Origin of the sequence: Desulfoferrobacter suflitae (assembly GCF_022603395.1) — a bacterium.
GTDB classification, from domain to species: Bacteria; Desulfobacterota; Syntrophobacteria; order Syntrophobacterales; family Syntrophobacteraceae; genus Desulfoferrobacter; species Desulfoferrobacter suflitae.
Genome location: NZ_JAIBKA010000039.1, coordinates 1 through 1,157, shown reverse-complemented (window position 1 = coordinate 1,157; position 1,157 = coordinate 1). Strand labels below are relative to the sequence as shown.

Genomic DNA, 1,157 nt, shown 5'->3' with positions numbered 1-1,157 from the left:
TAGTGCTGAGCCTCGAAGAGGTGCGCCATCTGCTCTCCATCGTGATCCATCCCGTGGCTGCCATGGCTCTGCGGATGATCTACTCGTGCGGCCTGAGGCTCTCCGAGGGGATTCAGCTCGAGGTGGGGGATATCGATAGCCAGAGGATGCAGGTCCGGGTGCGAAACGGTAAAGGGGGCAAGGATCGCTACGTGCCCCTGGCCCAACGAACCCTCGATCATCTGAGGGCCTACTGGACGCTGTCTCACCCCCGTCCCCTTCTCTTTCCCGCCAGGAACGGACAGGACCCGCTCTCGGCCACCACTGTGCAGAAGACTTTCAAAGCCGCCCTGCGCCAGAGCGGAATCGAAAAGAACGCCTCAGTCCATAGCCTTCGCCATGCGTATGCAACCCATTTTCTGGAAAACGGCATTGATCTTCGCGTCATCCAGGAAATTCTCGGGCACAAGAGTCCCAAGACCACGGCCATCTACACCCACCTGACGCAACAAAGCGTCGATCGCCTCCACACCACGGTGAACTTGCTGATGAACGATCTGTGATCGAGCGGGAGGCGACCGCCATGGCGGAGCTTGCCGGGATCTTCAGGCTCCATGGTCCGCAGTACCTCGAGAAGTTTGAACAGCGGATGCCCCCGAGCCATACCCAAGCCCTGCACGATATCCTGGAGTGTCGCACCGAAGCCCTCGGAGGCCATGTGTTCGAGTGCGATGAGTGCGGAGAGCTCCACTACGCCTACCACTCCTGCCAAAATCGCCACTGTCCCGAATGCGGGAGCAGGGACACGGCGGAGTGGATCGAACGGCGCCGGGAAGAGATCCTTCCGGTCCGCTACTTCCACCTCGTCTTCACCCTCCCCGAGGAGCTTCGCCAATTGGTCCGCAGCCACCAGACCGCACTCCTGAACGCCCTTTGCCGGGCTGCAGCCGACAGCCTGCAGAAGCTAGCCGACGATCCCCGCCATCTCGGCGGCCGCATCGGCATGCTCGTTGTGGTCCACACCTGGACCCGAGCCATGGTCTATCACCCCCACGTCCACTGCCTGGTGCCGGGAGGGGCCCTTGCCCGCGACGGCTCCCGTTGGATCGATGCCCGAAGAGGCTTTCTGGTCCCGGTCAAAGCTCTCTCGCCGATCTTTCGGGCCAAGTTCATGGAAC

The 1,157-nt window shown here is 61.8% G+C and carries 2 protein-coding genes; both read left to right on the top strand.

Annotated features, from left to right (window positions below; all coding sequences use genetic code 11):
- Positions 1–542: tyrosine-type recombinase/integrase (locus K1V27_RS22495; protein ID WP_258932524.1), on the top strand; the 542-nt coding region annotated here is incomplete at its 5' end.
- Between the two features lie 20 nt (positions 543–562).
- On the top strand, positions 563–1,157 hold a 595-nt coding region (locus tag K1V27_RS22490), incomplete at its 3' end, for an IS91 family transposase (protein ID WP_258932522.1).